The sequence below is a fragment of the Burkholderia sp. Ac-20379 genome (genome assembly GCF_017104645.1).
Lineage (GTDB): Bacteria > Pseudomonadota > Gammaproteobacteria > Burkholderiales > Burkholderiaceae > Burkholderia.
In genome coordinates this window covers 1-5,276 of the sequence record NZ_JAAGPF010000425.1, presented here as the reverse complement: position 1 = coordinate 5,276, position 5,276 = coordinate 1, and the positions used below count along the sequence as shown (strand labels likewise).

General features: G+C 69.1%; 6 protein-coding genes. 3 read left to right on the top strand and 3 right to left on the bottom strand.

The annotated features are described in order from the left end of the window. Nucleotides 1–104 precede the first annotated feature (104 nt). The 3 genes from fliH to fliF are packed head-to-tail and all read right to left on the bottom strand — an operon-like array spanning nucleotide 105 to nucleotide 3,556. Nucleotides 105–785, bottom strand: a complete 681-nt coding sequence (gene fliH, locus G3N92_RS30590; RefSeq protein WP_206131288.1) for a flagellar assembly protein FliH — start codon at nucleotides 783–785, stop codon at nucleotides 105–107. Beyond that, on the bottom strand, nucleotides 778–1,773 hold the full coding sequence (gene fliG / locus G3N92_RS30585; RefSeq protein WP_206131287.1) for a flagellar motor switch protein FliG: 996 nt from the start codon (nucleotides 1,771–1,773) through the stop codon (nucleotides 778–780). The genes fliH and fliG overlap by 8 nt, the downstream gene beginning before the upstream one ends. Further along, entirely contained in the window at nucleotides 1,763–3,556 is a 1,794-nt protein-coding gene (gene fliF / locus G3N92_RS30580) for a flagellar basal-body MS-ring/collar protein FliF (RefSeq protein ID WP_206131286.1), read from the bottom strand. The genes fliG and fliF overlap by 11 nt, the downstream gene beginning before the upstream one ends. Before the next feature lie 289 nt (nucleotides 3,557–3,845). Between fliF and fliE the strand changes: the two genes are divergently transcribed. From fliE to G3N92_RS30565, 3 genes are all read left to right on the top strand, one after another. Further along, the gene (gene fliE, locus G3N92_RS30575) at nucleotides 3,846–4,187 is read left to right on the top strand and encodes a flagellar hook-basal body complex protein FliE (protein ID WP_206131285.1); all 342 of its coding nucleotides are present in this window, start codon (nucleotides 3,846–3,848) and stop codon (nucleotides 4,185–4,187) included. 143 nt (nucleotides 4,188–4,330) lie between these two features. Beyond that, the gene (gene fliS / locus G3N92_RS30570) at nucleotides 4,331–4,768 is read left to right on the top strand and encodes a flagellar export chaperone FliS (protein ID WP_206131284.1); all 438 of its coding nucleotides are present in this window, start codon (nucleotides 4,331–4,333) and stop codon (nucleotides 4,766–4,768) included. Further along, nucleotides 4,765–5,097 carry a flagellar protein FliT gene (locus G3N92_RS30565; protein WP_206131283.1) on the top strand — a complete coding sequence of 111 codons (333 nt, stop codon included), beginning with the start codon at nucleotides 4,765–4,767 and terminating at the stop codon, nucleotides 5,095–5,097. Before fliS ends, G3N92_RS30565 begins: the two co-directional genes overlap by 4 nt. Nucleotides 5,098–5,276: the final 179 nt, after the last annotated feature.

Here is a 5,276-nt window from a genome sequence, read left to right as displayed (position 1 = left end):
ATGCCGCCGCGGCTGCGGCCTGAGCGGCCGCGCTCGGCGAAATGGCCGACGAAGCGGCCGGCGAAGCGGGCGTCGTGGCGGCGTCGGGGCGGGTCATGGCGGGCTTACCATTCGCTCGAATGGCCGAGCGCGGCGGCCACGCGCTCCCAGCGCGTCGGCAGGGTCGCGTCGATCTCGCCCGAGGCGGCCTGCGCGCGGCAGCCGCCGCGCTCGATGGCCGGATCGACGCGCACGGTCCAGCCGCGCGCATCGAGTTCTTCCTGCAGATAGGCTTCGACCACCGGCAGATCGGCGGTGCCGACGATCAGTTGCGGCGCGCCGGTCAGCGCCGGTTCGGCGGCGAGCGTCTCGCGCGCGGCGGCCAGCACGGTGCTCGGATCGAGCTGGACGTGCTGGCGCAGCACCTGCTGGGCCAGATCGAGCGCCAGTTGCGCCAGATCGTCGGCCAGCGCGTCGCGCGCGCCTTGCAGCGCGTCGCCGAACGCGCGGGCGAGCGCCGCGAAATGCTCGGCCTCGATGCGCATCTCGGTGCGGCCCGCCTCGATGCCGGCCGCGTAGCCGGCTTCCTGGCCGGCGTGATAGCCGAGCGCGTGGCCTTCGGCCTGGCCGCTCGCCATGCCTTCGGCATGGGCGGCGTCGCGCACGCGCTGCAGTTCGGCGGCCAGCGCGGCGGCGGCCGCCTCGCTGTTGTCCTCGGGCGGAGCGGGCGGCTTCGGATCGAACGAGGCCATCTCCCACCGCTGGTAGGCGGTGAGGGTGGCGCCGCTGCGCGCGCGTTCAGACATACGCGTCTTCCGCCTTGCCGCCCAGCACCACCTGGCCGTTCTCGGCCAGCGTGCGGACGATCGTCAGGATCTTGCGCTGCTGCTGTTCCACTTCCGACACGCGCACCGGGCCGCGCGCGTCGAGATCCTCGGCGAGCAGTTCGGCCGCGCGTTGCGACATGTTGGCCAGGAACTTCTGGCGCAGCGGCGGTTGCGCGCCCTTCAGCGCGATGATCAGCGTTTCCGACTCGACTTCCTTGAGGATCAGCTGGATCGCGCGATCTTCCAGGTCGAGCAGGTTCTCGAACACGAACATCTCGTCGATGATCTTCTGCGCCAGGTCCGGATCGTAGGACTTGACGTTCTCGATCACCGATTCCTCGTGCGTGCTCGTCATGAAGTTCAGGATCTCGGCCGCCGTGCGGATGCCGCCCATCGGGCTGCGCTTGAGGTTGTCGCTGCCCGACAGCAGGCCGGTCAGCACCTCGTCGAGCTCGCGCAGCGCGGCCGGCTGGATGCCGTCGAGCGTGGCGATCCGCAGCAGCACGTCGTTACGCAGCCGTTCGGTGAAGCACGAGGCGATTTCGGAGGCCTGATCGCGATCCAGGTGCACGAGGATGGTCGCGATGATCTGCGGGTGCTCGTTCTTGATCAGCTCGGCCACCGCGCCCGAATCCATCCACTTCAGGCCCTCGATCCCGCTGGTGTCGCTGCCCTGCAGGATCCGGTCGATGATCACGCCGGCGCGATCCTCGCCGAGCGCCTTGGTCAGCACCGAGCGGATGTAGTCGCCGGAGTCGAGCGACAGCGCCGAATGCTTCTCGGCCTCGCCCACGAACTCCTTGAGCACCTCGTCGAGCTGCTCGCGCGTGACGTTGCGCAGCGTGGCCATGGTCACACCGATCTTCTGGACCTCGCGCGGGCCCAGGAACTTGAACACCTGCGCCGCTTCTTCCTCGCCGATCGACATCAGCAGCAGCGCGCTTTTCATCAGGCCTTCAGCGCTCATCGCTCACCCAGTTTTTCACGACCGCCGCGACGATCCTCGGATCCTGCTTGGCGATCGAGCGTGCGTATTCGAGATTGCGTTCGTAGCGGTTCTTGTCCGCCTCGAACGGGAGGAGCGCCGGATCGTCCGACGCACCGGCGACGCTCGATTCGAGCGCAGGCAGGCCGTCGAGCGCGGGCTCGTCGGGGCCGCCCAGCGCGGTCAGGCCGGGAACGGCGGCCGGTTCGGGCGGCGGGAACGCGCGGCGCATCGCCGGGCGCACGAACATGAAATACAGCGCGGCGGCGGCGGCGGCGATGCCGAGCCACTTCGCGATCTCCTTGGCCATCGCGATCATGTCCGGCGTGCGCCACCACGGCACGTTGGCCAGCGGGTCGGCGAGTTCGGTGAACTGGCTGTTGACCACGTTGACCGAGTCGCCGCGCTTGGCGTCGTAGCCCATCGCGTCCTTCACGAGCTGCTGGACCTGCGCGAGCTTGTCGGCGTTCAGCGGCTGCATCGTGACGTGGCCCTTCGCGTCGGCCACCGGCAGGTTGTTGACGATCACCGCCACCGACAGGCGCTTGATGCCGCCCGTGGCCGATTCGACGTGGCTGATCGTCTTGTTCAGCTCGTAGTTGGTGGTCGAATCCTTGCGGTCGCTGACCGGCGTCGGCGGCGTGCCGGCCGCGCCGCTGGCGCCCGTGATCGGGGCCGAGGCCGGCTGCGGCGGCGTGTTCGACAGCGCGCCCGGCACACCGCCCGCGCCGCTTTGCGACATTTCGGTCGAGCTGGACGTCTGCTGGCTGCGGATCGAGGCCTGCTGCTGCGCGCCGTTCGGGCCGTAGCTTTCCGAGGTTTGCTCGCTGTGCGAGAAATCGACGTCGGCGCTGACCTGGGCGCGCGTGTTGCCGGCGCCGAACATCGGCGCGAGGATCGCGTCGATGCGCTTCTGGGTGTTGCGCTCGACCTGCTGGACGTACTTGAGCTGGTTCGCGTCGAGGCCGGAGGCCGAAGCCTGCTGGGTCAGCAGGTTGCCGTCCTGGTCGACGATCGTGACGTTCTTGGCCGGCATGTCGGGCACGCCCGAGGCGACCATCCGCGTGATCGCCAGCACCTGGCCGTCGTCGAGCACGCGGCCCGGGTACAGATCGACGAACACCGAGGCGCTCGGCGCCTCGCGGTCGCGCACGAACACCGACGGCTTCGGGATCGCCAGATGCACGCGCGCACCGCGCACGGCGTTGATCGAGGCGATGGTGCGTTCGAGCTCGCCCTCGAGCGCGCGCTGGTAGTTGACCTGCTCGGCGAACTGGCTGATGCCGAACTTCTGGTTGTCCATCAGTTCGAAGCCGACCGAGCCGCCCTTGGGCAGGCCCATCGCGGCCAGCTTCAGGCGCGTTTCGTGCACCAAGTTGGACGGCACCAGGATCGCGCCGCCGCCATCGGTGAACTGATAGGGGGTGTTGGATTGCTGCAGTGCGGTAATGATGGCGCCGCCGTCGCGGTCGGACAGGTTGCTGTACAGCACCTTGTAGTCCGGGGCGCGGCTCCAGAGCACCAGCGCGACGATCGCGGCGATCGCCAGCGCCGTGATGATCACGAACGGCAGCTTGGGATTGGTGCGCATCCGCGACAGGCCCGAGAAGCCGGACAGGCGCTCGGCGAAGCCGCCCAGACCGAAGTCCGCGGCGCCCGCGCCGGCGCCCGGCATCGCACCGCCGGCCATGGCCGCGTTCGGCGGCGTGCCGGCGACGGCGTTGCGCGCGTCGGGGTTGATCAGCGAATTGGCCTGCGAATCCATGCGTCGGGGTTCTCCACAGCGGCTGCCGCTCGGCCGAGCGGACGGACAAAGACACGATGCGATTATTCCGGCTCGCGCCCGCCCCCCATCGGCCGAAAAGAACGGAGTTTTACCCGTACTTCCCCGGCTTTGCCGCCGGGGGCGCTTGCTATCCTTGCTCGCAATCCGGCATCGCGCCGTCTTGCCGCTCCCCCGGGGCGGCCGCCGCGAACCACCGGGGCCGGATCGGGCGCGCCCGCCTGCCGGTCCGGCGCCGGCTCGTCACCCCGACTCTTTCTGCGGAGACTTCATGACTGCGCCCGTCAACGGAATCGCTTCGGCACTGCAACAGATGCAGGCGATGGCCGCCCAGGCCACCGGCAGCGCCAGTGCGGCGGCTACCGGCGCCAGCAACGGCGCGGCCACGGCCAGCAGCTTCGCGGGCGCGCTGAAAGCCTCGCTCGACCGGATCAGCGACGCGCAGACCACCTCGGCCAGCGAGGCCAAGGCGTTCGAACTGGGCGCCTCGAACGTGTCGCTGAACGACGTGATGGTGGACATGCAGAAGGCCAACATCGGCTTCCAGTTCGGGCTTCAGGTCCGCAACAAGCTGGTCAGCGCCTACAACGACATCATGCAGATGTCGGTCTGAACCGCCCTTTTTGCATCCGACACGGCCCGCGCACTAAAGCTTTCCTCGCCCTTACCGATAACGCCGTTATTACTCTGCGTTACACGTGCCGTTTCGACGGGCGTCGCGTAACCCGTCACGATCGCACCAACAGGAGGGCCGTCATGTTTTCCCCAGGACACGCTGGAGCCAATGCGTACGCGCGCGTGGGCGTCGAGACAGGGGTGATGGGCGCGTCTCCGCATCGCCTGATCGCCATGCTCTACGAGGGCGCCCGCAAGGCGATCGCCCATGCCCGCCTGCACCTGAGCGCCGGCAACGTGGGCGCACGCGGCGACGCCATCGGCAAGGCCATGCGCATCGTCGAGAACGGCCTGCAGGCCTCGTTGAACGTCGAAGCCGGCGGCGAGATCGCCGGCCGGCTCGATGCCCTTTATTCCTACATCGTGCGCCGCCTGCTCGAGGCGAACGTGAACGCCAGCGATGCGATGCTCGTCGAGGTCGACGGCCTGCTCGCCACGCTGGAAGAAGCCTGGAGCGGCATCGCTCCGGAAGTCGCACGCATGATGGCGTCCCAAGCCCAGCCGGAAGTCGCACGATGAATCGCAAGGCAGCCTACCTCGCCCTTTACGAGGCAATCGCGGATGTGTCCGGCCAGATGCTGGCGGCCGCCCGCGGTGCCGACTGGACGGCGGTCAACGGGCTGCAGAGCGAGTATCAGACCCTCGTCGACGGCCTCAAGATCGCCGAAGAAGGGGTGCAGCTCGATCAGGCCGAACGCGGCCACAAATACACGCTGATCCGCCGCATCCTGGCCGACGACGCGGCGATCCGCGATCTGGCGAGCCCCGAGGTGGCGCGGCTGTCGGCGCTGTTCGACGCCGGCCGCTCGACGCGGATGCTCAAGGATATCTACCAGGCGCGGCGCTGAGCGCGCCGGGCGGCCGTCACTCTCACGACGCCGGCGTGACGCCGCGCGCAACCTCACGATGACCGGGATCGACGCCGTTACCGCCGCCATGCTCGCCAGCCGGATCGACAGCCTGCTCGAGGGCGTGTCGGCCGGCGCGCCCGCCGCGTCGGCCGCGCAGGTCGGCGTGCCGGCCGGGA

Excerpts from the sequence above, each read along its gene's own strand:
- fliH (WP_206131288.1), bottom strand. The coding sequence starts at position 785 with ATGTCTGAACGCGCGCGCAGCGGCGCCACCCTCACCGCCTACCAGCGG.
- fliG (WP_206131287.1), bottom strand. The coding sequence starts at position 1,773 with ATGAGCGCTGAAGGCCTGATGAAAAGCGCGCTGCTGCTGATGTCGATC.
- fliF (WP_206131286.1), bottom strand. The coding sequence starts at position 3,556 with ATGGATTCGCAGGCCAATTCGCTGATCAACCCCGACGCGCGCAACGCC.
- fliE (WP_206131285.1), top strand. The coding sequence starts at position 3,846 with ATGACTGCGCCCGTCAACGGAATCGCTTCGGCACTGCAACAGATGCAG.
- fliS (WP_206131284.1), top strand. The coding sequence starts at position 4,331 with ATGTTTTCCCCAGGACACGCTGGAGCCAATGCGTACGCGCGCGTGGGC.
- G3N92_RS30565 (WP_206131283.1), top strand. The coding sequence starts at position 4,765 with ATGAATCGCAAGGCAGCCTACCTCGCCCTTTACGAGGCAATCGCGGAT.